Annotated in this window: 22 protein-coding genes; 4 read left to right on the top strand and 18 right to left on the bottom strand. The window is 35.9% G+C overall.

Translation table 11 applies throughout. The features are described from left to right. Positions 1-20: 20 nt before the first annotated feature. Positions 21-2,045, top strand: a complete 2,025-nt coding sequence (locus Q7C23_RS19790) for a glycoside hydrolase family 97 protein (RefSeq protein WP_375034120.1) — start codon at positions 21-23, stop codon at positions 2,043-2,045. A gap of 293 nt (positions 2,046-2,338) precedes the next feature. Here the strand turns inward: Q7C23_RS19790 and Q7C23_RS19785 are convergent, their stop codons facing one another. Next, positions 2,339-3,253, bottom strand: coding sequence for a hypothetical protein (locus Q7C23_RS19785; protein WP_375034119.1), 915 nt, complete (start codon positions 3,251-3,253; stop codon positions 2,339-2,341). Between the two features lie 170 nt (positions 3,254-3,423). On the opposite strand from Q7C23_RS19785, the gene Q7C23_RS19780 reads away from it, so the two are divergent. Both Q7C23_RS19780 and Q7C23_RS19775 read left to right on the top strand, forming a co-directional pair. Next, entirely contained in the window at positions 3,424-3,900 is a 477-nt protein-coding gene (locus Q7C23_RS19780; RefSeq protein WP_375034118.1) for a MarR family winged helix-turn-helix transcriptional regulator, read from the top strand. Between the two features lie 136 nt (positions 3,901-4,036). Further along, entirely contained in the window at positions 4,037-5,458 is a 1,422-nt protein-coding gene (locus Q7C23_RS19775) for an MATE family efflux transporter (RefSeq protein WP_375034117.1), read from the top strand. Positions 5,459-5,774: 316 nt separating this feature from the next. On the opposite strand, the gene Q7C23_RS19770 is transcribed toward Q7C23_RS19775, so the two are convergent. Both Q7C23_RS19770 and Q7C23_RS19765 read right to left on the bottom strand, forming a co-directional pair. Next, a complete protein-coding gene (locus Q7C23_RS19770; RefSeq protein ID WP_375034116.1) occupies positions 5,775-6,209 on the bottom strand; it encodes a DUF6526 family protein in 435 nt (144 codons plus the stop codon). 310 nt (positions 6,210-6,519) lie between these two features. Next, on the bottom strand, positions 6,520-7,008 hold the full coding sequence (locus Q7C23_RS19765) for a DNA-deoxyinosine glycosylase (RefSeq protein WP_375034115.1): 489 nt from the start codon (positions 7,006-7,008) through the stop codon (positions 6,520-6,522). A gap of 210 nt (positions 7,009-7,218) precedes the next feature. Here Q7C23_RS19765 and Q7C23_RS19760 point away from each other — a divergent pair, with 210 nt between their 5' ends. Beyond that, entirely contained in the window at positions 7,219-8,250 is a 1,032-nt protein-coding gene (locus tag Q7C23_RS19760) for a helix-turn-helix domain-containing protein (RefSeq protein WP_375034114.1), read from the top strand. A 137-nt stretch (positions 8,251-8,387) separates the two neighbouring features. On the opposite strand, the gene Q7C23_RS19755 is transcribed toward Q7C23_RS19760, so the two are convergent. From Q7C23_RS19755 to Q7C23_RS19685, 15 genes are all read right to left on the bottom strand, one after another. Next, positions 8,388-9,587 carry an NAD(P)/FAD-dependent oxidoreductase gene (locus Q7C23_RS19755; RefSeq protein ID WP_375034113.1) on the bottom strand — a complete coding sequence of 400 codons (1,200 nt, stop codon included), beginning with the start codon at positions 9,585-9,587 and terminating at the stop codon, positions 8,388-8,390. Beyond that, entirely contained in the window at positions 9,584-10,105 is a 522-nt protein-coding gene (locus tag Q7C23_RS19750) for a low affinity iron permease family protein (RefSeq protein WP_375034112.1), read from the bottom strand. Before Q7C23_RS19750 ends, Q7C23_RS19755 begins: the two co-directional genes overlap by 4 nt. Positions 10,106-10,111: 6 nt before the next feature. Beyond that, positions 10,112-12,922, bottom strand: a complete 2,811-nt coding sequence (locus Q7C23_RS19745; protein ID WP_375034111.1) for an AsmA family protein — start codon at positions 12,920-12,922, stop codon at positions 10,112-10,114. A 17-nt stretch (positions 12,923-12,939) separates the two neighbouring features. Beyond that, positions 12,940-13,794 carry an MlaD family protein gene (locus tag Q7C23_RS19740; protein ID WP_375034110.1) on the bottom strand — a complete coding sequence of 285 codons (855 nt, stop codon included), beginning with the start codon at positions 13,792-13,794 and terminating at the stop codon, positions 12,940-12,942. Positions 13,795-13,819: 25 nt separating this feature from the next. Further along, positions 13,820-14,608 (bottom strand): ABC transporter ATP-binding protein, encoded by a 789-nt coding sequence (locus tag Q7C23_RS19735; RefSeq protein WP_375034109.1) that lies wholly within the window; start codon positions 14,606-14,608, stop codon positions 13,820-13,822. Then, positions 14,605-15,369: an ABC transporter permease gene (locus Q7C23_RS19730; protein WP_194657859.1), complete on the bottom strand. Its 765-nt coding sequence runs from the start codon at positions 15,367-15,369 to the stop codon at positions 14,605-14,607. Before Q7C23_RS19730 ends, Q7C23_RS19735 begins: the two co-directional genes overlap by 4 nt. Positions 15,370-15,639: 270 nt before the next feature. After that, positions 15,640-17,910 (bottom strand): glycosyltransferase, encoded by a 2,271-nt coding sequence (locus Q7C23_RS19725; protein ID WP_375034108.1) that lies wholly within the window; start codon positions 17,908-17,910, stop codon positions 15,640-15,642. Continuing rightward, the gene (locus Q7C23_RS19720) at positions 17,891-18,970 is read right to left on the bottom strand and encodes a pesticidal protein Cry7Aa (protein WP_375034107.1); all 1,080 of its coding nucleotides are present in this window, start codon (positions 18,968-18,970) and stop codon (positions 17,891-17,893) included. Before Q7C23_RS19720 ends, Q7C23_RS19725 begins: the two co-directional genes overlap by 20 nt. Positions 18,971-19,304: 334 nt before the next feature. After that, on the bottom strand, positions 19,305-19,772 hold the full coding sequence (locus Q7C23_RS19715) for a DUF1440 domain-containing protein (protein ID WP_375034106.1): 468 nt from the start codon (positions 19,770-19,772) through the stop codon (positions 19,305-19,307). Between the two features lie 44 nt (positions 19,773-19,816). Continuing rightward, the gene (locus Q7C23_RS19710; RefSeq protein ID WP_375034105.1) at positions 19,817-20,326 is read right to left on the bottom strand and encodes a DinB family protein; all 510 of its coding nucleotides are present in this window, start codon (positions 20,324-20,326) and stop codon (positions 19,817-19,819) included. A 9-nt stretch (positions 20,327-20,335) separates the two neighbouring features. Next, positions 20,336-20,722 (bottom strand): VOC family protein, encoded by a 387-nt coding sequence (locus Q7C23_RS19705; RefSeq protein ID WP_375034104.1) that lies wholly within the window; start codon positions 20,720-20,722, stop codon positions 20,336-20,338. An 80-nt stretch (positions 20,723-20,802) separates the two neighbouring features. Continuing rightward, complete coding sequence (locus Q7C23_RS19700; RefSeq protein ID WP_375034103.1) at positions 20,803-21,012, bottom strand: hypothetical protein; 210 nt, start codon at positions 21,010-21,012, stop codon at positions 20,803-20,805. A 12-nt stretch (positions 21,013-21,024) separates the two neighbouring features. Further along, positions 21,025-21,405, bottom strand: coding sequence for a DoxX family protein (locus Q7C23_RS19695; protein WP_375034102.1), 381 nt, complete (start codon positions 21,403-21,405; stop codon positions 21,025-21,027). Between the two features lie 582 nt (positions 21,406-21,987). Continuing rightward, positions 21,988-23,406: a TolC family protein gene (locus Q7C23_RS19690; RefSeq protein ID WP_375034101.1), complete on the bottom strand. Its 1,419-nt coding sequence runs from the start codon at positions 23,404-23,406 to the stop codon at positions 21,988-21,990. A gap of 130 nt (positions 23,407-23,536) precedes the next feature. Then, complete coding sequence (locus Q7C23_RS19685; protein ID WP_375034100.1) at positions 23,537-26,704, bottom strand: efflux RND transporter permease subunit; 3,168 nt, start codon at positions 26,702-26,704, stop codon at positions 23,537-23,539. Between the last annotated feature and the right edge of the window lie 10 nt (positions 26,705-26,714).

The following is a 26,714-nucleotide window of genomic DNA, read 5'->3' as shown; positions in this document are numbered from 1 at the left end:
GTAATTAATACAATTAAATAATGAAAAACTTAAAATATAGATACTGTCTGATTCTTTTTGCGTCAATTTTGATTTACGCTTGCAGTGCCGGTACTAAAAAAACATACAAAATCAGCTCGCCGGGGAAAAACACCGAACTAGTTTTTGAATTAACGGCTTCAGGTCAGCCTCAATACAGTTTTACATCTAGTGGAAAATCGGTTATTGAGCCTTCTTTAATGGGATTTGAATTTCAGGGAATTCAAAAAATGACGGAAGGATTTGAAGTGGTTTCCACCGAAGAAAAAACTTCAGATGAAACTTGGGAACAGCCTTGGGGAGAATTCAAAAAAGTACGAGATCACCACAACGAACTGCTTGTTCATTTGAAAGAAGCAAAAGGTGAAGAACGTTTGGTTGATATCATTTTCAAAGTTTTTGATGATGGAGTGGGTTTTAGATATTCTTTTCCGAAACAACCTCATTTAGGGAAAGTGAAAATTTCTAATGAAGTTACGCAGTTCACTTTTAGGTCTGATAATGATGTGTGGTGGATTCCGGTGCATCGTGAAAACAGTTATTATGAAAGCACGTATCGTAAAACGCCAATCAGTAAAACCGATACTATAAACACTCCGGCCACTTTTGAAACCAAAGAGAAATTGTACGTCGCGATTCACGAAGCCAATTTAACTGATTTTGCTTCGATGACCCTTTTAAAAACAAGCGACAAACAATACAAAAGTGATTTGGTGCCGTGGGCAGATGGTGTAAAAGTATATGCTGAAACGCCTTTCAAAACACCTTGGAGAACTATTGTGGTTGGGAAAACGCCGGGAGATGTTGCAACGTCGACCATTATGCTGAATCTAAACGAGCCTTCAAAAATTGAGGACCTCTCGTGGATTACGCCATCTAAATACATCGGAATTTGGTGGGGAATGCATTTAGAGAAATTCACTTGGGGACAAGGGACGAAACATGGCGCTACAACTAAGAATACAAAAGAATATATTGATTTTGCTGCGAAAAACAATTTTGACGGCGTTCTGGTAGAAGGCTGGAACGAGGGCTGGGACGGCGACTGGACAGCTGATGGAACTGCATTTAGTTTTGTAAAAGCATATCCCGATTTTAATTTGGAAGAAATAACCAAATATGCGGCCATCAAAAATGTTCGCTTAATTGGACATCATGAAACGGCTGGCGCTACGAAAAACTATGAAGGCCAACTAGAAGATGCTTTTAAACTGTATCAAAAAATGGGGGTGAATTCGGTAAAAACGGGTTATGTCAACAAATATTTAGACAAAAAAGAGTGGCACGACAGCCAGTACGGAGCGCGTCATTACAGAAAAGTAATCGAAACGGCGGCGAAGTATCATATTATGATTGACAATCACGAACCTATGAAAGGAACCGGAATTCAACGTACGTATCCTAATTTTATGTCTCAGGAAGGTGGAAGAGGTCAGGAATATAATGCCTGGTCTGTGGATGGCGGAAATACTCCCGAGCATTTAACCACTTTGCCTTTTACAAGAATGTTATCAGGACCTTTTGATTATACGCCGGGGAATTTCAATTTTGATTATAAAACGCCATCAGGAGCGAGAGTGCAAACGACTTTGGCGAATCAATTGGCTTTGTATGTCATTATTTTCAGTCCGTTACAAATGGCTTCTGATTTACCTGAGAACTATGTTGAGAAACCAGAGTTTCAATTCATAAAAGACGTTCCGTGTACCTGGTCGTATACCAAAGTTTTAGATTCTAAAATTGGAGAGTATACCACCATTGCCCGTAAAGACTGGGACGAGAAAAACTGGTATTTAGGATCTATTACAAACAAAGACGCCAGAGATCTTAAAGTACAACTGTCATTTTTAGATGCAGGAAAAGAATACGAAGCCGAAATTTATGCCGATGGAGCAGGAGCGAATTATAAAACAAATCCGTATCCGGTAACCATTTCTAAGCAAAAAGTGAACAGTAAAACAATATTAGATATCAAGCTCGCAGCTGGCGGAGGAACAGCTATAAAATTCTCTCCAATACAGAAATAATTGAGTTAGTTGAAGTTTATTTTAGTTTAAGTTTGGATTGATGAGCCCGATAGCTGTAAAAGTTATCGGGCTTGTTATTTTTTTACCATATAAGTCATATAAGTTTATTTTAAACTTAACTCAATAATGCTTGTAATTTTAGACCATATAAGTTACTGGTATGTCATGGTTGACTTATAATTGCTTTTAATTTTAAACTATATAAGTCATATAAGTTCACTCTATTAAATGAATTTATATGACTTATATGGTGAAATCAAATTTTGGAATTTTCTAAAATTCGGAATTTAACTTTAGTGTTTATAAAGTTTAACATGATTTCCGAATGAGTAGGTGGCCGTTAAGGTTGGTCCATTGTAACCCCATTTAAAGAATCCGTTAAGTCTTTCTTTTTCGACATCAACTCTTATGTTTAATCCTGTATATCCGGCAGTTAAACTAAAATTTTTGTATACATTATATAAAACAGAAATGTTGTAACTTAATATTCGGCCGTCGATATCATTAATTTTTAGTGCAAAATAATTTGTATTTACATAAAGGCCCCATTTTTTTGCTAAAACAACCTCTGCCCAAAGCCCTAGGTCAGGCAGTGGTGCGGTAAAGTCAAAATTATCTTTATATTCAGCTTGTGCATTTTCTCCTTCAACTTTTAAACCAACATCGCCAAATAAAACGTGTGCTCCAATAAGAGCTCCAATTTCGTATTTTGGTTTTGATATAAAGGCATAACCATAATATATACGAGCTATTTGACTGTCCTGAAATGCAGAAATAGTTGTGTTTATATTGTAGGTGTTATCACCAAATTCGATATCTTTTTCCAGTTTCTTAGTTGAGGTTCTTTTTAGATAGAAAAACTCACTTCCAAGTCTTGATCTTCTGGAGATTCTCCACTCAAAAGAGCCAGCAAATGATGTAGAAGTTTTATTAAATCCTAAATCTTTTTCAAAATCAATCAAGCTTCCCGAGTCACCATTGTTTGTCCCTACTTGTACCTTTGCACTATTTGTGGGAAAAAAAACTCCCGCATTAAATTTAAAGCGTCTTGCATGCCATGGCAAATCTTCAGGATCATAATCCTGAGGTTTGTCAGAATCATTTTGTACGGCAGATAAAGTATTCTCGGTAGCGATTTCAGCAGTTGTCTGAGCATTTGCCGAAAACCAAAAAAGGGAAATAATCAATAAAGAAAATAATTTTTTCATAAGATTTATTTTTAAGTTTTGGTGGATAGTTTTAACAATTAAAGTTAACAAAAAAAATCATGCAATTCGTTTTTTTGCTTTTATTATTTGATTAATTCTGCTGATAGTCAGTAAGCTATAGGTTTTGTTAAAATTAGTTGACATGTCACTCTTTTTTGTAATTTTGCATCATGACAGATACAAATACAAATTCAGAACCAGTTGGTAAAGCTTTTAGTGCTGAAATTGCAGACAGTTTTTTATTTCAGATTCACCGAATTAAAAAGGCTCTTTTTCGTCGTACAAATGCTTTAATGAACGAAGCCGGAATCACGCTGCAGTTGGAGCAATTGCCGCTAATTATGATTTTACAGCATAAAGACCTGTCTCAAAGAGAGCTCTCAGATAAAACAATGCGCGACAAATCTTCTATTTTAAGAAGTATTAATGCCTTAGAAAAAAAGAGTTTATTGATTGTCAGAAAAGATAAAACAGACAAGCGTAAAAATGTAGTAAGTCTTACAGAAGAAGGAATTGCGATGGCAAAAATTATTCGCTCTCTAATGAAAAAATCAGAAAATGAGGTGCTTTCTGTTTTTACGGCTAAAGAAAGAATTGAAGCTTTGGAAACCATTAGAAATTACGCTGATAGACTAGATCAAGCTTAATTTTTTTTGAAAATTAAAGGTTGATATGTCAACTTTTGGGCAGAAAATTGAAAATAGAACAAAGAAGAAAGAGTGTCACTCACAATGGCTATCAGGATAAAAAATCCATTGGTAAAACAAATTGTAAAATAAGAAAATGAATAAAAAAGAATTATTAGAAGGGCCTATACTTTCCTCATTATTAAAACTAGCTGTGCCTATTATGATTGCCAATCTTTTGCAGGCCGCTTATCAATTGGTTGATGCTTTTTGGGTGGGGCGTTTGGGCGGAGATGCTGTTGCGGCGGTGTCGGTAAGTACACCGGTTATATTTTTAACGATTGCTTTAGGAACCGGTCTTGCAATTGCGGGATCGATTTTAATTGCACAATATTTTGGTGCCGGACAGCAGGAAATGGTCAATCATGTGGCGGCGCAAACCTTGCTCATGGTGATAACAGTTTCGATTGTTTTATCGATTGTTGGGTATTGGCTGAGTCCTTATTTTTTGCAGATATTGAATGTAACGCCAGAAGTTTATAGTGATGCCTTGGGATTTATGCGTGTGGCTTTTATTGGCCTGGTTTTTAGTTTTAGTTTTATGATTTTTCAGTCGGTGATGCGTGGCGTGGGGCGTGTGACTTTGCCGGTTTATATTGTTTTGGGAACTGTAATCCTGAATTTTGCACTGGATCCGTTGTTTATTTTTGGATGGAATTTTATTCCGGCAATGGGTGTAAAAGGAGCTGCATTGGCAACTTTATCGACTCAAAGTCTGGCCATTGTAATTGGTTTTTTTATTTTATTCAGAGGAAAACATGGTATTCACCTGCAACTAAAAGACTTTAAACCCGATTATAAACACATTAAAAAAGCGTTTAAAATTGGTTTTCCATCATCAATTGAGCAATCGATGCGTGCAATTGGTATGATGGCAATTACTTTTCTGATTGTGCATTTTGGTACCACAACGGTTGCTTCCTACGGAGCAGGTTCTAATCTAATTCAGCTTATTTTGATTCCGGCCTTAGGACTTTCTATGGCTATAGCAACCTTAGTGGGGCAGAATATTGGTGCGGGAAATATTGCCCGTGCCGCTCAAATTGGAAAATTAGGTGGTTATTTAGGTTTCGGTTTACTTAGTGGACTTGGAATTATTGCCTACGCTTTTGCTCCGTATTTAATTGCTTTTTTTGTTCCGAATGATCCTGCCGTAATCGAAGGGGGAACTCAGTTGTTGAGAATTACTTGTCTTTCGTGGGGATTTCTGGGGTTACAGCTTTGTCTAACCGGAGTTTTCAGAGCGGTTGGAAATACTACACTTCCCATGATTTTGACTTTGGTTTCGCAATGGGTGATTCAGTTTCCGCTGGCATATATTTTATCGCATAATACTTCACTTGGTAAAGTTGGAATTTGGTGGGCTTTTCCTATTTCATCTGTTGTAACGGGATTGATCACTTTAATTATTTATGCGAAAGGCGATTGGAAAAAAGAACGCTTAACCGGGAAAACAAATAAATTGATTGATAAGGTGGAAAAGGAGATTGCGAAGGAGGGATTTGAAAGTGTTAAGTAAAGGCTCTGAGGGACTGAGTTGCTGAGGTTCTGAGATTTTTTCGCAAAAGGTTCAAAGAAGCAGAGGTTCAAAGGTTCAGAGGTTTCTTGAATAGTTTATAATAGAGGATATTGAAGGGCTTTAGCCAAATTAATTATTTTGATATTCACGTAGAGGCGCAGCAGTGCGTCTCTTTTTGTTATTGAAATATCTTGAAATTTTAAAAATCAATATCAAATTTAAATGAGGAAAATTAATATTGATAATAGCTAGTAATCAAATTACTCCTCAGTTACTTTTTATTGAAATTGATTTTGCAATTGTTGTTGAATTTTGTCTACACTCTATTATAATCAGCTTTCCAATGTACTATGGCTTTTTTTATGGAGTCTCCGGGAAGGCTATTTTTTATGGCGTCTTCCAGAAGTGGCAGGAATTCGTTATCGGGCGCAAATCTTAGGGCGAATAATTGATCATCGGTTAGTTTATATTCGAATTCTTCGAGTCTTTTTCCGGTTAGGGTGAAATAGCGGTAGCGAAGTTCTAATCTTACGATTCGGTTTTGCAAAATTAAGGCGTAATGCTGACGCAACATAAAGGCAAGACAAAACAGGAACATAAATACTACACTTATAAAAGACCAAATTAACGGCTGATCTGTCGTGCATGCAAAGTAAATACTGGCAATGAGAAAGAGCGTTAAAATGGGATAATAAACAAAATGATGGGGAGTGTAAAAACGTATGTGGTTGTAATAGGTTTGAATTTTCATAGTTTTTGGATTTTGGTTTAAAGTTAAAAAAAGAAAAGCTACCCTATGAATAGAATAGCTTTTTTTTCAAAATAAACTAACATAACCAATGTTTCTTATATATAAACCCGAAAGATTGTCTTTTGGATTTTCTTAGTGATATCTTATTTTAAAAAAAGCCTCAATTGCATTTAATCAGTTTCAAATGGCTTTATTTCTTTGAAGTAAAATTAGGTTGATTGGAGCAGTTTCGTGTTATATTTTATTTTGATTATGTTATAAGATTTCAACTTAATTGTGAATTGTGAGAAGTAAGATGCAAGATACAAGCTTACAGGTTACGGCTTAAAGCTGCGCTCCATTCTTCTAGTTTTGATTGGAATGATTTTCCTGCGTTGGCGGGGCTTGTTGAGGGTAATGTTATTAAGTGATATTCTTTTTTTAGGTGGACGTATTTTTTGAAAAAGGCGGCGGCTTTTTGGCCATTGAAGAGTATCGTTTTTATGTTTGGATGTTCTGCCAGGAATGTTTCGAAATCATTAGCTATTTCGTTTTTTATGGCACTGTCCAGACTTCCTATTCGGTCGCAGAATTGGAGTACGTCCCATAATGCTATGTTGTTTTTTTGTAAGAGTGCTTTTCTGGTTTGGTAATCGTTTGAGAAATCTTCTTTTAAAATGTGAAACATAAACTTCCAGAAATTATTCTGATTGTGTCCGTAATACTGGTTCAGCTCTAAAGATTTTGTTCCAGGCATAGTGCCTAGAATCAAAAGGTTAGCGTCTTGCGAAGTGATGGGGGCGAATGAAAAACTTTTCATGCTTTACGGATTTTGATTTAATTCAAATTAGTAAATGTTAAAATAATCATTTATAAGTAATTATAAAACAAAAACGAAAAATTATATAACACATTTGGCTATTGTGTGACGAACTTTGAATCGTAGATTTTTAGAATTCAGCTTCCTTACAAGAATTCGTTTTTATTGGAAATCTATAATCGTTGAATCTCAATTTTAATTACAAGCAAAATGAAAACAGTTACTATTAATACAGAAAAAATTGACGCTATTTTTGAACAGTTACACTCTAGTTTTGGAGGAAAGGTAACTTCTGATTTAGATGAGTTTACTTTAGAAGTTAATAATAGTAGTGCCAGAGGATCTATTATTGGAGCCTCTTTTAATGACAACATTTCGTACGTGCAATTTGACATGAATTTCGCTGTTGATGTTCGAATTGATATTACAAACGTACAATCATCGCCAATTTATTTTGCCTATTGTTCGCAAGGAAGTTTATCGCATAGTTTTGGCGCTTCTGGAGAGGAAAGAAGGTTTAAAACTTTTCAGACTGCAATTACTACCTCAAAAGTAAGTCAGGATACTGTTTTGTTTTTTGAGAAAGAAAAAAAAACAAAATTTACTTTGATTATTGTAGGAACTGAAGCTGATAATCAACTATATGCTTTGGACAATTCTTTGAGTGATAAAGTAAAAGAAACGTTTTTTGAAAGCAGTAACGACGAAGATTTCTTTTATCTAGGTTCGTACAATCTTCAAATTGCTGAAAAAATCGAGCAACTAAATGCCATAACTCAAACCGGAATTGTTAGAAAATTGCTTAAAGAAGGTATATTGAGAATTATTCTGGCCATGGAAATTCAACAACATACAGACGATTTAAACGCTTTCTCAAAAGACACAAATTGTTTGACTCTAAGAGAAATGGAAGAAATAAAAGAGCTTTCAGAATTCATCAAAAATTCTCCGGAAGAGCCTTTTACCATTAAATCACTAAGCAAAAAATCAGGTTTGTCGCCAAATAAATTACAGGAAGGTTTCAAAATGATTCACAACCGCACGGTAAACGATTATATCACACATATAAGAGTTCTAAAAGCGGAACTTTTAATTAGAACCTCAGACTTAAATATCTCTGAAATAGTTTACTGCATTGGTTTTACCAGCAGAAGTTACTTTTCAAAAATCTTCAAACAAAAATTTAATTGTAGTCCTAAAGAATATAAATTTAATTTGAATCCGCTTGCTATTACTGCGTAATTGCTGGTTCAAAGTTGCAAAGGTTCAAAGAGACAGAGGTTTTATGTATTAGTTTTTTTAGGAGATTTGTTTTCAGAAGAATGAGCAAAGCGAAAAAAACCTTTGTCCCTTTGAACCTTTGCCGTTTTGCACCTAATTCATCGTCCAAACCTGTAATACTCCAAATCCTTATTCTTCTTATTATTAATTGAATCCAAAATAGAATTCATTCCTAAAACGCTAAAGGTAATTCCGTTGCCGCCAAAGCCTAAGACGTAATGTTCGTTTTTGTCCGGATTTGGTTTTCCGAAATAGGGAAGTCCGTCTTGGGTTTCGCCAAAAGTTCCCGCCCAGGAATAATCAATTTTGAAATTGATATCAGGGAATTTTTTCTGGAATTGTCTTAAAAGCATTTGTTCTTTTTTGGGCAATAATTTATCTCTTCTTTTTGGATCTTTAAATTCCTCGTCGCCACCACCCATGATAATTCGTTTATCTTCGGTAATACGGAAATAAAAATAAGGTGAACCGGTATCCCAAAAAATAGCATTTTTAAAAGAATTTGGCACTTCAGGCAATGCTTCAGAAGCAATGACGTACGTACTTTTAAGATCTACCACTTTTTCGGTCAGTGTTTCGGTACTTTCATAACCACTGCAGTGTATAATATGATCTGCCGTAATGAGATGCCTGTTTTCGGTATGGGCAATTAATTTTGTTTTTTGTTTATGGATTGAAGTTATATTGGTACGATCAAAAATCTGCATTCCTTTTTGCTCACAATAATGCAGTAAATCATGGGCTAAACAGTACGGGTCCATTACTGCGGCAGTATTTGACTCTATGGCAGCCATAGCATTTAACCCCATTTTTTTTAAATCTGAACCCTCCAGCCAACTAACATCAAATCCGTGTTGTTTTCTGGTTTTGAATTCGTGCTTTAAAAACGGAATATCTTTTTTGAAAGAGCAATAATAAATGCTTTTTTTGAATTCGAAGTGGCAATCGCTTTTAATGGTATCGATGATAGTTCTCAAATCAAAAATAGCTTGTTTGCCATTTTTATAACTGTCAAGAGCACATTCCAATCCCCTTAATTTGATGAGTTCATGCAATGGAACATCGATTTCATATTGCAATAAAGCGGTGCTCGCGGCCGTACTGCCATTACAAATGTCACGTCGGTCCACAAGTACTACTTTTTTGCCTTCATTAATTAATTTATAAGCAATAAGGGCACCGGTTATTCCGCCGCCAATAATTAAAATTTCAGTATTTAAATCCTGATCAATTGACGGATAGCTGTATCTCATGGTGCTCTTTAAAGGCCAGAAGGTTTCTGTTGATCGAAGCTTCATTTCTTAGTTATTTTTTTGGCAGCTTTAGTAGGTTGAGCAGTTTTTTTGGCAGATTTTTGTTGACTTCTGCTTTTATCTTTTCTTTCGTGTTGATCATGCGCCTCACCAATAGAATGCGAAGTTCTGATGCTTTCTTCTTTCTTGGCTAATTCACTTAGTCTTTGATAGTATTTCTGCACGATAATCATCTCTTCTTCGGTCATACTTTCAATATCTACTAAACTATTGCTTGCATATTTGCTGGATGCAACTAATTCATTTAGTTTTAGTTGAATAGCAAGTGAGTCCTTATTTTGTGCTTTCTGAATTAAGAAAACCATTAGGAAAGTAATAATCGTTGTTCCGGTATTAATTACCAGCTGCCAGGTTTCAGAATAATCGAAAATTGGCCCTGAAACTGCCCAGCCCACAACAATTAAAAATGCACCAATAAAGGCTGTTGTACTCCCTGCAGCTTTTGAAACCTTAGTTGCAAATTCTTCGAAGGCACTGTTGTCTTTTGGTTTTTTCTTTTCCATTTTATTTTAACTTTTTCTTTTGCTTACTTTTTCTTCCCGAATGACTTTGTTATTTTTTTCGTCGTAAAGGGCATCGTATATTTTTTGACCCGTTTTACTAAAAATTTTGATTTTAGGATCTTCGTGCGTTCCGGTTATAACAATCGGAAAACCGACAATTCCAAAAGGAGGTAATCCTAATCGCATTCTTAAATCTAATAATCCGTCAAAACTTGTTGTACCTTTTATGGTAGGTCTAAAACTCGCTACACTAAATGTAAAAGGCTCAATATGAATTAAATTATTATCGATGGTTGATATAATTTCGATTCCTTTTAAATCAGGATTATTCAGGCCTTTTTGTCCGGTTTGCGAACTAATTCCGTCAAATAATTTTAATCCCTTAACTTGTACATCACGTAAATTTATAGTTCCCCCTCCTTCAAGAGAGGCGTAAATCGGACTCATATTTCCGTCTAAATCACCTTTAACGGTATAATCAACAGAAATAATTCCCTGCGCCTTTTCGGCAGCCGTTACCATGTCATGAAACAGGGGTATTTCCTTGTAAGCTCTTTGCACACTGAAATCTTTGGCTGTGAAATGGGCAGCAAAATGGGCAGTTGTTGGTGTTTCATCTTTATAAGTAGCATCAACTCCTAAAATACAATCGATGATATTAAAAGTGGTATTTTCTAAAAAGAAACCGCCTTTTGCAATTCCGACTTTACCGGCAAGCTTGTTTAAAACAAGTCCTTTATATTCTACCTTATCTGCATTTGCAGTCAGTGCTACATTTAAGTTTTTAGGAATAATGACAACACCGCTCATTTTTGGATGATCTTCTTTGGCATATTCCACTTCAAGGTTTCGGTCTTTATTTTCGCCTTTTTCAAGCGCCATAAATTCATCAACATTGATCAGTTTTGATTTCATGTTGAAGCTTCCGTTCAAAGTTCCATGCGATTCGAGGAAATAATTTATGGTATTGAGAAGATAGCCGTTAATATCAAAATCAGATTTTCCATAAGAAGCATAGAATTTTTCAAACCACATTTTCTCATTCTGAAAACGGAAATTTCCTTGTTTGATAAAGAAAGCTTTTGGAAATAATTCTGAAGTGGCTTTGATATTTCTCAGCAAAAGAGTTCCCCGATTATCGAGTTTTTCATATTGCCCGGTAGTGGCATAGCTTTGTTTTCCTTTAAGAGAAAGATCAGCTTTTGCATAACCCGTTACATCAAGACCTTTTTGGGAGAAAACCTGATAGATTCGACCCACATTCAATTCGCCTTTTATTTTAGCATTATAAGCCAGATCACCATAATCAGAAAGTGTTGCATTTACATACATCGGATTGCCTTCAAAAACAAAAGATGCTGGTGCTGCAGCTACAATTAAATCCTGAAAAGTTCCGGCTTTATTCAACACATTTGCAACAAAAGTGATATCGGTGATTGGGTTAGGATAGGATTGCGTTTTTAACCAGCCCTGACGTAGCGAAATTCCACCGATTGTTTTAGGAAATAGTTTTTTTGAAGTGCTAAAAAGACCTTTTGCTTTGATATCCGTTTTTAAAACTCCTCTTAAATCGATTGTGTTTAGTCCGATTGCCGCATCAATAACAGCAAGATCTAAAGCGCCTTTTACACTAGCATCAACAGTCATTTCACTAAGTCCTTTGCTTCGTAAATAGGCGTTAAAATAATCTTTTTCGCCCACTTTAAATTTTAAAGTTCTCAAATTGATTATCAATTTTTCAGGATCCAGCTCTGGCAACAGCGCATTCAAATCCATATTGAAATCGGTCAGCGGCACCGGTGCATTTTGATAATTGATGGCACCTTTGTCAATTTTAAGATTGAAAGCTAAATTGGGTTTTTGTTTTTTGGCCACATTATAATTTCCTTTAAAAGTAAAAAGCAAATCACTTCGGCCAGAAATCTCCGTTTCATCCAGCCAGGTTAGATATTCAGGTGGCATAACGGATAATAAATCTTTGATAGTAGTATTTTCTGAAGCGGCTTTGATATTAATTTTATATCCATCTCTCAAAATGGTCAATAAACCGGTAAACTTTAAAGGTAATTTATTGATTTGCAATTCGTTTTTTTGCAGAATAAACGAAAGCGCATTTGTATTGATTCTGGTAATTAAATCGGCATGAACTCTTTTTCTTCTTACGTATCCGGTCCGGTCGTAGTATAAATCAAGCTTGTCAATATCAGCATCAGTGCTTAAATCGAAGATATCTTCGCTTAAATTTCCTTTTCCAACATAATTAAAACCATTGGCATCGACCAGAATTTTAGCAGAACGATCGTTGTATTTCACATGGCAATCTTCAAGATCAATGCGTTCTAGTCGAATAGCAGTTCCTTCTTCGGGTTGATTCTCTTTTTTTATGTTTTTAGGATTAGAAATATAAATATTGTAATTGGCTTGCCCTTTTTGGTTCACCATTATATTAATCAAGGCTTTAGATACATAAAGCTTGTTGATTTTAACTTCATTATCAAAAATTAATCTTTTCAGGTTAATACCAAAAGCCACTTGTTCTGCCTTTATTAAAGTGTCATTTCTAAAGGGCGCTGAGCCTGTCATGGACAAATCATCCAGCGAAACGGTTAACGATGGAAAATGGGTAAAAAATGATAATCTGGATTTTGAAAAATCCATTTTAGTATCTAGACGTTCGTTAGCAATTTTCTTTACTTCGGCTGCGACTTGTCCTGGAAATAGTAACGGAATTAAAAACAATAATAGCAAGATACTTGCTATTACTATTCCCGTTATTTTCAGGATTTTCAGGCTTATATTTTTACGGGAGGCTTTCATGACATTTGATTCTAAGTTTACGATTTAGCTTTTTCAGCCGCTTTTTTAGCGTCTTCTTCTTTCTGCTTTTCTTCTTTAGCTTTTTCTTCCTTTGCTTTTTCCTCTTTCTCTTTCGCTTCTTTTTCTCTAGCAGCTTTTTCTTTAGCAGCTTTTTCAGCCTGATCTTCTTTTTTCTCGTTGGCTTCTTCGGCCGCTTTTTCTTTTTGTTTCTCTTTTTTCTTGAAGTAGCCTCTAAATAAGAAATTGCTTTTTGCTGCTTCCATGTTTTCGCTGAAACCTTTTGTTCCGTTTTCTAAGTTAGAGAGTGTATTGGTTACACTGGCGGCCATTTTATCGTCACGAACCAATCTTGCCAAAGCACCGTTTCCGTTATTCATACTATGACTGAAAATGGCTAACTCTTCTGAAATAACACCTACGTTATCCATACTCTTTTTAACGCTTTTCATAATGTCATTCATTTCGATCCCCTGAATGGAAGCCAGTTGTCCTCCATTTTCAATTATTTTAGTTGATTTTACTCCCGGTGAAATGGTTAGCACTTTATCCCCCATTAACCCATCAGAACCAATACTGGTTCGGGCATCTGTTTTAATAAATTCTCTTACGTCATCTTTAATGACCATTGAAACCACTACCGAAGAATCATTTATTAACCTGATTTCTTCTATCGTTCCTATATTGATTCCTGAAAAACGGACATTGTTTCCCACCTCTAAACCACTCACGGTTTTAAATTGTGATGTTATGTTGAATGTCGAGCCAAAAAGGTTTTTTTGTTTTCCAATAAAGTACACTGCCAGTATAAAAAGCAGCGAGCCAATTGTTACAAACATTCCTAATTTCCAAGTATATCCAGATTGCTTCTCCATGATTTCTAATAATTTATTTTTTGGTTTATTCGAAAAAAGAGCGAACCCATTCGTCTTCGTCTTTTTCTAGTTCTTCGTATGTTCCTTCAGCGTGTATAGCGCCATCTTTTAAAACCATAATGCGATCGGCGGTTAGCTTCGCGCAGGCCATATCATGTGTAATGATGATCGATGTCGTTTTTTGCTTGTGTTTGATGTCTAATATTAATTCGCTGATTTCTCTTGATGTTATAGTATCTAAACCTGTTGTAGGTTCATCGTATAAAATGATCTCCGGTTTTAAGATTAAAGTTCTGGCCAGGCCAATTCTTTTCTTCATTCCTCCGGACAATTCTGAGGGCATTTTATCTATAGCATCGCCTAAACCTACATTATCCAGCGCTTCCATTACTTCACTTTCAATTTCTTCCGCTGTCAATTCACTTTTGTGCTTTCTTAAAGTAAAGGCCAGGTTTTCCCTAACCGACATCGAATCGTATAAAGCACCGCTTTGGAACAAAAATCCAATTCGGACTCTGATTTGGTTTAATTCTTTTTTGCTCAGGTTTAATACATTTTCATCAAAGACTTTAATTTCGCCTTTATCAGGTTCAATCAAGCCTACAATGCATTTGATGGTAACTGATTTTCCAGATCCCGAACGTCCCAGAATCACTAAATCTTCACCTTTGTTTACGGTCAGATTTACGCCTTGCAGGACCTTATTGTCTTTACCAAAAGTTTTATGCAAATCCTTAATCTCAATGATGGGAGTTTTGCTTTTTTCTTTTGTTTCCTTCGTTTTTGGCTCTATATTTTCTTTCTCTTTAATCATTGTACAAAGAATAAATCGGTTATTTGAACTGCGACCATATCCAAAATAAAAATGGCTAAAGATGCCGTTACCACTGCTGAATTTGCTGCTCTACCAACACTTTCGGTTCCATTTGCTGCGTTAAATCCTTTATAACATCCAATCATTCCGATAAAAAATCCGAAGAAAAATGTTTTGATTGTGGCCGGAAATAAATCCAAAAATTCAAGTGATTGAAAAATTTGGGTCATGTATCGATATAAATTCACATCACCATGAATATTAACTCCAATATAACCTCCCAAAATTCCAATGGCATCAGCAAAGAATACTAATAGCGGAACCATTAAAGTACAGGCTAAAATTCTTGTTACTACTAAATAATTATAGGGATTAATTGCCGACACTTCCATAGCATCAATTTGTTCTGTTACTTTCATGGAGCCTAACTCGGCACCAATTCCGGAAGAGATTTTACCGGCACAGATCAAAGCCGTAATTACCGGTGCAATTTCTCTTATCAGCGAAAGCGCAACCATGCCGGGCAACCAGGATTCTGCTCCAAATTTGACTAATGTTGGTCTGGATTGCAGCGTAAGTACTAAGCCCATAATGAAACCTGTTATCGCAACTAAAGGCAATGATTTATAGCCAATAATATAACATTGTTTCAAGAGTTCTTTTGCCTCATAAGGAGGGACAAAAACTTCCTTAAAAAACTGCTTTGCAAACAGCGTTGCATTTCCTATTTCAGTGAATGTATTTCGTAAAGTGAGAATCATATATGTTCTGTTTTTGTGTGAAAACCTTTATATGTCAGTTCTTTACAGAATTGACTATGTCTTGATTTTCAAGTATTAAAGTTATCTTATAACTAAAGAAATACCATTACAGAACTTTGTAGGAACTTTATATAATTAACATCGAAAGAACACAATAATTGTAAGGAAACCACGTTAGCGGAAACGTATAAAAACAAAAAATCCCTTCTTCAAAAAAAAGGGATTTCCTGGGTTATAGCGTTTTGGCCAGTTTTATTATCGCTATTGTATTTAAGAGTTAATGGCTACTCCAGGATTTGATTTGATTAATGGAATCACTTTAGTATCCGATACTTTAAGGTTTTCAATTAATAAGCGTGCTGTTAAATAACATACTGTTGATTCTGCACCCTGGTTTAAGTTTACATTTTCTTTTTCAAGTCCGTCATAACCGCCACCACTTACAGGATTATACATAATTTGATTCAGGTGGTTTTTTCCTAAAAACCAGTTGAACGCTGTTTTCATTTTATGCTTGTATTCGGGTGTACCAAAAGCAACGTAAAACGAATTCAGCGTATGGATAGTGTAGGCAACATCAATTGGCTGTTCTCCGTATTCTTTTGGCTCTTCGCCTTTGTGCAGCCATCCGTTATTTGAAATTACCTTGAAATTTTTATTGACAAACATTTTCGACATTAGGAAGTCCAGTGAATCCATAGCTACTTTTTTGTAGATTGGTTTGTTGGTTACTAAGTACGCAAACAACATTGATTCTGGCAAAATTCCATTTCCGTAGGTCATATAATTTTCAAACCACTTCCAGTCACTCGATGCGTGAATTTCATAGTTAGAAAGTAATTTTGCGTTCAGTTTATTGATAATCGCTGCCACGTATAAATTTGGAACAGCGGTATGATACAAATACAGTCCTTTTGTTGCAAAACCAATTGAACGTGGCGACTGAATCGTTTCGGCCCATTTTAAAGAATTCAATAACACTTTTGAAGCTTTTTTAGAAAAAGATTCTGGTAAAATATCAGTCATTGAAACTACAGTTCCTAGTGCCCATAAACCTCTTGCATTTGAATCTTCTAAATTAACCTCGGCATTTTGTTCAATATGTTCTCTGTTTTCCTGATCAACATAATTCATAAAATTACCTTTCGGTTTTTGACAACGTTCAATGAAATCCAGATATATTAAAATATAAGGCAAATCATCCTTGTCTTTTGTCAGTTTATAATGCATACAAAAAGCAATTAAAGCCCGCGCATTATCATCTAAGGTATACCCTGATTCAAGATCCGGAATTGAGATTTTACTGAATTGGATGATTCCTAAATCTGTTGTTAATTTTTTTATATGTCTTAACTGAATTGAAGGATAGGTAAATTTAATTTCACCGGGATTCTCCATTAAAGTTTTATAGGTATTCATGTGCGTAATGGCTACATTTTCCCAGGAAGAAGCTCTTGTTTTGGTAAAAGCATTAATTCCCATTTCAGTTCTCAAATTGTCATCTGAAAGTAATTTGATTGTAGCTTCTGAAAATTGCTCTACGTTTCCGATATCTACAAGGATTCCGCAATCAGAAGTTAATACTTCCAGCGTATGTGGGATTTTTGAAGCTACCATAGGGCAGGCACAACTCATCGCATACGAAAAAGTGCCGCTCACAGCCTGATTTGGATCTTTTGAAGTAAACAAATAAACATCAGTTGCTTTTAAATATTCCAATAATTCGTTGGTATCCAGATATTGATTGATAAAACGTACGTTGTCTTTCAAATTCAAATCTTCAACAATACCTTCCAGTTTATCACGATAAGCGTCAACGCCGTCCTTAATTAAATTGGGATGTGTTTTTCCGATAATTAAATACAGGACATTTGGTTCTTTTTCGATGATTTTAGGCAAAGCCTGAAGTCCGGTTTCAATGTTTTTTCCTTCACCCAAAAGACCGAAGGTGGAAAGCACTTTTCTGTCCTGAATATTGAATTTTTCTTTAGCCTGATCCGGAGTTTCATAAATTACAATGTGAGTTCCGTGTGGTACACAGGTAATAATTTCTTCAGCAATGTTGTAATCTCTCATCAAAATTTCTTTTGACTGATTGGTCATTACAAAAACGGAATTGCTGTATGAAAGCAACAATTTTACAAAGGTTTTCAATTCGTTATTCGGATTTTGAATAACAGAATGAAAAGTATAGGTAAGCGGTTTTTTAATTACGTTTAAAAAGTCTAACAAATAATCGCCATAATTTCCTCCAAACAAGCCAAATTCATGTTGAATATGAACCAATTTTACCGATTTGTCATTATTGATTTGTTCGGCGACTTTAGCATATTCGGCTTTATCTTTTGTGTTTAAGGTAAACGCCTGTGTTGGTTTTGCTTTAGGTTCACTTACTAATTCGCAAATTTCACAAGTCACTGATTTGCCAAAAACATCTGTAATTCCTTTAATGGTATCCTGCGTGTAAGTAGCTATTCCACATTGCGTTGGCGGAAATGTTGATAGGAAGACTATTTTCGATTTATTTGATATCGTTTTCATGGAGATTCTGTTTTAGTTCCGTTAATAAGTCGTTTAGGTTCAAAGAAGCCACCGCAATCTTGTCATCGGCGGCACCGTAATAAATATATAAAAGGTCATCAAAAATGGCTGTTCCTGTTGGGAAAACCACATAATTTACATAACCGTGTCGTTCGTAATATTCTGCAGGCGTTATAATAGGTCTGTTTAATCGGCCTATAACTTTTTGTGGATCTTCAAGGTCTAATAATGCTGCAGAAGCATGGTAAACCAATCCTTTTTCTCTTTTTTCTGCTGAGTGATAAATCAATAACCAGCCGTCCTTAGTTTCGATAGGTGGAGCACCCGGACCAATGTGACTTGTTTCATGATCGTATTTGGGCTCCATTACAATATGATCAGGTAAGTTTTTCAGATATTCTTTCCAATATTCCGGAGTCAACTCGCGTTTTTTCTCATAAGAGAAGATTTGAATGGAGGGAAACAAGCGATGCAACCCCACAAACTTCCCATTTATTTTTTTTGGAAACAGCACCACATTTTTATCCCAAACCAACAAATGTTCTTTCATTGTTTCTGTTAAAGGATAATTTCTTGCCGTATTAAAAGCCAGTATTTTAGCAATACTGGGATTCATTAAATGATTTCTTATGAAGTTTGTAAATTCATGTAATATGAACTTCGGTGTTATAATTCCTTTCTTTTTAAACTTAGTCAGGTCTTTTGATGTTGCTAAAGCACCACAAGCATTTATACCATCATAAGTAACATAAGTCATATAAAAAGTATCATCAATTTTTGTGATACGCGGATCTTCGACACCATGAATTTCATAAATGTATTCCGGTTCGAAAATTGGTTCAGTATGTCTTTCAACTAACGTAGCAGGTCCTTCCAGTCGACAATACCCGATTGTCGAAAAATTCCCTCTTTTAGCAGCTCTGTAAAACATGTGTACTGTATTCCCATCCTGATATATAGCCGGATTTAAAACCCCTAGTTCTTCAAAAGCACGATCTGTCTTTTCTAAAATTACGCCGTGTTTTGTAGCTGTTATAGTTTCCGTTGCTGCTAATTCCATATGTTTCCATTTTATTAGATAAAATTACTTTACCAATACAGGCTCAATTGATCCAATCGATCAAAAAATTGACTCAAAAGAATCGATATGGGAATTATGTAATAAGAAGAGGGGGATTATAAAATTAATGTAAAAAACTGATTAATAAGGTATTATGGTGAGGAATTAATGTTAATATTCAAGCGTTTTAAGCTATTCATAAAAAAAGCGACACCAGATTATCAGTTTCGCTTTTTTTAGGTAGTAAAAATTTTATTTCTGTAAGTTTTACGCTTCAGGAATTTAGATTTTCAAGTTCAGGTTTCAGGTTGACTGAGACTGCGGCTGAAAACTTCTAACGGTGGAAAGAATAATGTTTCTTTGTAATAAAGGCAATCGGAATTCCGATGCAGCATATTAAAATCATGATGGATATAATCAGATGAAAATCAAGATGTTTTTCCGGAAGTACAGGAAATACTGTTGGCAAGACTACCAGGTTCATAATGATCCAGACAAAAATTCCGTATAAAATGCCCGATAATAAAGTATTTTTTTTAATAAAGGTGAAATACGGATAAATGGCGAAGTAGAACCAGGCAAAGGTAAGTGCAATAAAATAATGCAGCAATAAACCATACAAAGCCATTTGTGAACCGCCGGAATAGGCATCTTTTTTAAATATTCCCGAAGCAATGGACTGCAGGATTATAATGGCCGTTGTTTTTTGCAGGATAAAGGCATAAACTGTAATAGCAGCAAGCATATCAAGCGTGCCGGCAATTAAACCAGATAAAAAGATTGTTCCGCTTTTTGATTTCATATAATGGTTTTTGGGTTTGGTTTTGGATAGTTTTGGCTTATCAATTACTCCTTAGTTATTTGATTGTATATATCATTTAATTGTTTTGTATGTCTTTGTGTATGAATAAGCGTGAAAGAAATCCATTCCAGAATAGTAAATTTTTCAAATCCTGGAAGTTGAAAATCAAGACAAGTCAGGGTTAAATCATGGATTGCTGATAATGTCAATAAATCAGCTTCTCTATTGAGTAGTTCTAAAGTTTGCTCCTTTTTATCATAATCGATGATTTCAGGTAGTAGAAAATCCGGAGATTCCATTTTTATATCATAGTTCAAAAATAGCGCTTTCAGATCTTTGATGTATAAATCAGGTTCTCTATTCGTTTTTTCTGTTTTCCCCAAAAATAACGCAGCATAACCAGAACTGGCCTTTAGAATATGTTTCGTGGTTTGTCCGGCTGTCCAGCTTCCTTCAAAAGGAACTTTATTTAGCTCGGTTTCAGAAAACTTAGAATGGATTTCGTTTAAATTTTTGAATGTTTCGACAATGTTGGTTTGAAGAGTTGTTTTCATCTTTTTAATTTAAATTGTGAATTCATTTACGGAGGTGATCCACCAGACATTTCCGAAAGGATCTGTTACGCCACAAGTCCGGCCATATTCCTGATCGCTTAATCCCATCAATTCTGTTGCGCCTTCCTCCATTGCTTTTTTGAAACTTTCGTCGGCATTGGGTACATAAACAAATAAATTTGCCGTTTGTGGTTTCCAGTCACTAGTGGTGTCGGCAAACATAATAGTGCTTCCATGAATGCTGATTTCAGCATGTAAGGCAGTTCCGTCGTCACGCAATTGAGGGGCGTGTAAAACAGTGGCATTAAAAACGTTTTTTGTGAAGTCGATAAACTTTAATGCACCATCTAAAATTAAATACGGCATTATGGTTTGATGATTTTTTGGAATATTCATTTTCTATGATTTGATGATTAGCGATTACCCAAATTTACAATTTTAAATTAAATATTTAAAAATCAAAAGATTATGTTTTGTTACAAAAGCACTTCGCAATGAAATCCGTAGGAATCAAGAAGTTCGATAATTTTTTTATGTGAAATGGAGGCACCGTGAATGCGCAGGATTTTATCACAATCTTCCAAATCAAAATTGATAGCACTGTTTGGAAAATGCTCAAGAAGTTTTCCTATAATCTGTAGAGATTGCTCGACTTCCTGAACATTTGTTTTGAAAACTTCTATCATCGTCTTAAAAGTTTATAACGCAATATTTTTATAGCGTTCGATTTTATGATAATAATGGTAGGATATAGCCAGAATCACTAAAAAAATTAGGGGGAAGAAAGACTGGAAATTAACGCCGTCAACAGCAAAATGGCTTATCGAAGCAAATATAAAATCGAATCCAAATCCGGCATAAGCCCATTCCTTTACGTTTTTAGGAATTGATGGAATTACCAGAATTAAAACTCCTAATATTTTAAATACAACTAAAGCATTTCCAAAATATTCAGGATAGCCTAAATGTCTGATTCCTTCTTTTGCCAGTTCAGATTGAGAAGTCAAAGCTGGCATTACGCCCTCAAATAAGAAAATAATAGTTGTAGTGATCCAGAAAATAATCTTTGCTTTTTTCATGTGATTTTTGTTTAAATAGTTATTAGTTAATTATTTATACAAATCTACTAATGTTATTTTTCTTACGGAATAGGTATTTACGACTATTTTAGGGGCATTTGGGACAGAATTGGGGATTTTAGATTTTAGGGTGTTGATTTTAGATTTTGGAAAGGGAGAATATAAGCAAGAAGCAAGAGACAAGAGACAAGAGACAAGAGACAAGAGACAAAAGATAAGAATATAGAATATAGAAATTTGCTAGATCTGCAGAATCTGCGAGAGAGACTTTTTTAGTAAAGTAACCACAAAGTTTGTCATCCCGATGGACGAGGGATCCGCAAGAAACTCCATAATCAAAATCGCCAATCTTTGTCGAGCTACTGGTGTGACCCTTCGTTCCTCAGGGTGACAAAAATGCAGATACAAAAATCCATAAGAAAATAAAAAATCCGCGGTAATCCGTGTTTTCGCTTGGTAATCCGAGTCATCCGCGTTCAAAAAACTTCATGCCTTATTGCCTTTGTGGCAAACAACAAAAAAACGCTGCAAAACCGAAGTCTCACAGCGTCATCTCAAATAAATAAATAATTAAAACGGGTATTATCTCCAACCACCGCCCAATGCGCGATATAACTCGGTATTGGCAGAAAGTTGTGCTCTTTTTATATCAGCTAATTCTAATTCGCTTTGCAATAAACTGGCTTGCGCAGAAAGTACTTCCAGGTATTCTGCCATTCCGTTTTTGAATAACAAATTGGCATTTTTAATTGCTTGCTGTAATGTTTTTACACGTTCCTGCAGGAAAGCTTCCTGTTGTTGTAATTTTTCAACAGCAACCAAAGCATCGGCCACTTCACTAACGGCTACTAAAACAGATTGTCTGAAATTAATCACGGCTTTTTCTCTTTCAGCAACAGCGATATTATATTGTGTTCTTACTCTTTTATTGTTCAATAAAGGCTGAGTTAAACCTCCCGCAACAGTTCCAAATAAAGAAGCCGGAATAGTAAACCAATTGCTGGTTTCGAATGAATTCACACCACCTTGCGCTGTAATTCTAAGTGCAGGATAGAAATCGGCTTTTGTGATTCCGACATTGGCATTGGCTACTTTTAAAGCCAGTTCAGCACTTTTTACATCCGGTCTTCTGCTTACTAATGAAGACGGAATTCCGACTGCAGCATTGTTTTTTACAGCAATTGAGCTCAAACGAATCGTTCTTTCTTTTGAATCCGGAAAAGATCCTGTCAGTACACTCAAAGCATTTTCCTGAATGGCAATGTTTTGCTCCAATAACGGAATCAATTGCGCTGAGTTTAATTTCTGCGCTTCAGATTGCTGAATAGCTAATGAAGTAACTTGTCCTGCATCATATTTCAATTTGATGATGCTAGTTGTACTGTCATTCAGTTTCAGTGTTTGTTTGGCAATTTCCAATTGTGCATCTAACATCAAAAGATTGTAATATCCTTTAGAAACATCGGCAACAATAGTGGTTTGCAATGCTTTTTTTACCTCTTCAGATTGAAGATATTCAGCATACGCGCCCTTTTTCTGATTTTTGATTTTACCCCAAATATCAGCTTCCCATGAAAGTGTTGCTCCGGCTGTGAAATCATTAATATGGTTTTGCCCCAAAGCCTGACCCAGGTTTTTTCCTGTAAAACTATTGTCTGACGGATTGCTGGTACTGGCATTAACACCCAAATTAATCTGAGGAACATTGTTCCATTTTGATTGTGTAAATCGGTATTGCGCAATTTCGATGTTTTTAGTAGCGATTTGTAAATCGTTATTTCTGATCACTGCTTCATCGATTAGCTTGATGATATCTTTTTCTGTAAAGAAGTTTTTCCACTCCAAATCGGCAATGCTTGCCGTATCTTTTGAAACCGATGCATTCCTGAAATTCTCAGGAAGTGCATCTTTTGGAGTTTCAATATCCTTCGAAACGGAACAGGATATCAATGTGGTGATCAAAATAGCGACCATCACGATTTTGGTTATATACTTTTTCATTTTATAAGTTGTCATTAAATTTCTGTACAAGTATCTTTTTTAGTTTCAAGATCTTTTGAGATTCTGTACGATATATAGCCGATGCCGAAAATGATGGTCACCAGAATTGTCGTTATATAATTTTCCATATTTATTTTTCTTCTTCGTTATGAACTACGGCTACCGGTTTTCCGGTAACTTTTTCTTGTAAATGTTGGAATACGATGAATAATACCGGGATGATCAACAACCCAAGAATTACTCCCGAAACCATACCTCCGGCGGCACCAATACTAATCGAGTGGTTACCTTGCGCCGATGGTCCTTTGGCACTCATCATCGGAATTAATCCTACTACGAAAGCCAGCGACGTCATGATAATTGGACGTAAACGTAATTTGGCTGCATCAATAGAAGCTTTAACCAAGGCCTGTCCGGATTTTCGTTTCTGGACGGCGAACTCGACAATCAAAATCGCGTTCTTGGCCAGAAGTCCAATTAACATTACTAGTGCAACTTGTACATAAATGTTGTTTTCAATTCCTGTTAAACCAATGGCAACGAATACTCCAAAAATTCCTGCAGGTATAGATAAGATTACAGCCAATGGCAAAATGTAACTTTCGTACTGTGCGGCAAGTAAGAAATAGACGAATATCAAACACAGTAAGAAAATCGTTGCCGATTGACCTCCTGAAGAAATTTCTTCACGAGTTTGTCCTGACCATTCATAGCTATATCCTGCAGGTAATTGTTGAGCTGCTACTTCTTCAATTGCTTTAATGGCATCTCCGGAACTAAATCCTGGTTTCGGAATCGCATTAATCGAAATCGAATTAAACAAGTTGTATCTCGAAGCGGTTTCAGAACCATAAATACGGCTTAGTTTTACTAAAGTGTTTATCGGAACCATTTCGCCATTTTTGTTTTTCACAAAAACTCTGTCAATTGCTGAAGGATCTGCTCTGTCGGCAATATCAGCCTGAACTACAACTCTGTAATATTTACCAAATCTATTGAAGTCAGAGGCTTGTGCGCTACCAAAATAAGCCTGCATCGTTTGCAGAATATCTTTTACTTTAACACCTAATTGATCTGCTTTTTCGTCATTGATATCCAATTGTAATTGAGGATAATCGGCTTTGAAACTGGTAAAGGCTACAGCAATTTCAGGGCGTTTCATCACTTCTCCAATAAAGTTTTGTGAGATTCCACTGAACTTATCCAGTTTACCTCCGGTTTTATCCTGAAGAACCAAATCCAATGCCTCAACGTTACTAAATCCAGGAACGGTCGGGAAACTAAATACGAAGAAGCTTCCTCCAGAAATCGCACCCAATTGGCCACGAACCTGATTCATGATTTCGTCAATATTTTTAACCTCGCCACGTTCTTCATTTGGTTTAAGCAATACGAAAACAACAGCTGATGAAGGGCTTGTAGAATTCGTCAATAAGTTGAAACCTGAAATAGCGGTTACAAATCGTGATGCATCCAATTTTTTTAATGTGTTTTCTGCTTCTGTCATTACTTTCTGCGTTCCGTCTAAAGAGGTTCCAGAAGGCGTATTAACCGCAATGGCGATAAAACCTTGATCTTCTGTTGGGATAAATCCAGCAGGAGTAGTTTTTACCATTACAATCGTAGCGAAAGTAATTAAAGCCAATCCACCTAAACTAACCCATTTGTTACGAATTAAGAATTTTAATCCGCCAACATAACGGTTGGTCAACGACTCAAAACTATTGTTGAATCCGGTGAAGAATTTTTCTTTAAATCCTTGTTTTTTGTACGGAGCATCTCCTTCGTGTGCAGCATGATTATCTTTTAAGAATAAAGCGGCAAGGGCAGGGGACAATGTCAAAGCGTTTACGGCTGAAATTACAATTGCAATGGCCATCGTAAAGGCAAACTGACGATAGAAAACCCCGGTTGAACCTTCCATAAAACCGACCGGCAGGAATACAGCAGCCATTACCAGCGTAATCGAGATAATAGCACCCGTTATTTCGTGCATTGCTTCATGTGTGGCTACTTTTGGAGACAGATGTTTGTGCTCCATTTTCGCATGCACGGCCTCGACGACGACAATCGCATCATCCACCACAATACCAATCGCCAGAATTAAAGCAAAAAGCGTTAAAAGGTTGATCGAAAATCCGAATAACTGCATGAAGAAGAACGTTCCTAAAATTGCTACAGGTACAGCAATGGCCGGGATTAATGTTGATCTGAAATCCTGCAAGAAGATAAATACCACAATAAATACCAGTATAAAAGCTTCAATCAAAGTGTGTTCAACCTGTTCGATCGATTGGTCTAATGATACTTTTGTACTGTAGAAAATATTGTGTTTAATGCCTTGCGGGAAATCTTTAGAGGCTTTCACCATCAATTTATTAATGGCAATCTGAATTTCATTGGAGTTAGAACCCGCTAACTGGATAACACCAATTACAACTCCTTTTTTACCGTTCAAACGAGTTAAACTGTTATAAGAGTAAGCACCAAGTTCTACTCTGGCTACATCTTTTAAGCGAAGGATAGAACCATCTGCATTCGAACGAATGGCAATGTTTTGATAATCCTCCGGTTTAGTAAGTTTCCCTTTGTATTTAATTACGTATTCAAAAACTTCTTTACTTCTTTCTCCAAATTTACCCGGAGCAGCCTCTAAACTTTTGTCCTGAATAGCTGCCATCACTTCATTTGGCGTAACATTGTAAGTCGACATTTGAGTTGGATTCAGCCAAACTCTCATCGAGTAATCTTTAACCCCACCAAAAATACTGGCAGAACCTACACCCGGAATACGTTTAATCTCCGGAATAATATTAATTTGAGCATAATTGGCAACAAAAGTCTGATCGTATTTCGATTCGTCTTCTGTGTACATACCAATGGCCATGATGAAACTGTTTTGTTGTTTCGCGGTAATTACACCTTGCTGAACAACCTCTGCAGGCAACTGACTTGTCGCCTGAGCAACTCTGTTCTGAACGTTAACTGCGGCCTGATCGGCATCTGTTCCTAATTTAAAGAACACAGTAATCGCAAGTGTACCATCGTTACTCGCTGTTGAACTCATGTACGTCATGTTTTCAACACCATTTATAGATTCTTCCAGAGATGGTGCAACCGAACGTAAAACCGTTTCGGCATTCGCTCCCGGATAAACCGCCGTTACCAAAACCGAGGGAGGCGCAATATCAGGAAACTGTTGTAAAGGCAATTTTGTAAGTCCAAGTACACCCAGGATCACCAATAAAATGGAGATTACGGTTGCCAGTACAGGTCTTTGTATAAATATTTTGAACATTGTCGTAAAA

This window comes from Flavobacterium sp. LAR06, from assembly GCF_041946075.1.
Classification (GTDB): domain Bacteria; phylum Bacteroidota; class Bacteroidia; order Flavobacteriales; family Flavobacteriaceae; genus Flavobacterium.
This window is presented reverse-complemented; position numbering and strand designations above follow the sequence as displayed.